Genomic DNA, 567 nt, shown 5'->3' with positions numbered 1-567 from the left:
CGTCCGCCCGTCGAACACCGCGGGCCAGGCGACGGGGATCCCGCGCACGTGCAGTTCGGCCAGGACGCCGAGCAGCGGCGGCCACGCGGCCTCCTCGCGCCGGAGCGAACCGGCGACGAACGCGTCCGGCACCGTCTCCTGGACGCCCAGGGTCAGCACCGGGTGCGGGCTGCTCTCGACGAACGCGGTGTGCCCGTCGTCGGCCAGGGCGCGCACGGCCTGCTCGAACAGCACGGGCTGCCGGAGGTTCGTGTACCAGTAGGCGGCATCGAGGGTCTCGGTCCCGACCCGCCCGCCGGTGACCGTCGAGTAGAACGCGATCCGGGACGGCCGGGGCGCGATCCCGGCCAGATCGGCCAGCAGCCGCTCCCGGACCGGCTCGACCTGCGGGGAGTGGGAGGCGTAGTCCACGGCGATCCGCCGGGCGCGCACCCCGTCGGACTGGCAGCGCTCCACCAGCTCCACGACGGCGTCCGGCGCACCCGACACGACGGTGAGGGCCGGCCCGTTGACGGCCGCGACGCCGACCAGCCCGCCGTAGGGCGCGATCAGCCCGGCCACGTCCGC

Annotated in this window: 1 protein-coding gene; it reads right to left on the bottom strand. The window is 76.0% G+C overall.

Annotated elements, in window-relative coordinates; translation table 11 throughout:
• Window positions 1-567: acyltransferase domain-containing protein (locus ACYVE7_RS35420; protein ID WP_460371074.1), on the bottom strand; the 567-nt coding region annotated here is incomplete at both ends.

Source organism: Actinocorallia lasiicapitis, assembly GCF_054778695.1.
The sequence above is the reverse complement of the archived record's forward strand: the minus strand, read 5'-3'. Positions and strand labels throughout refer to the sequence as shown.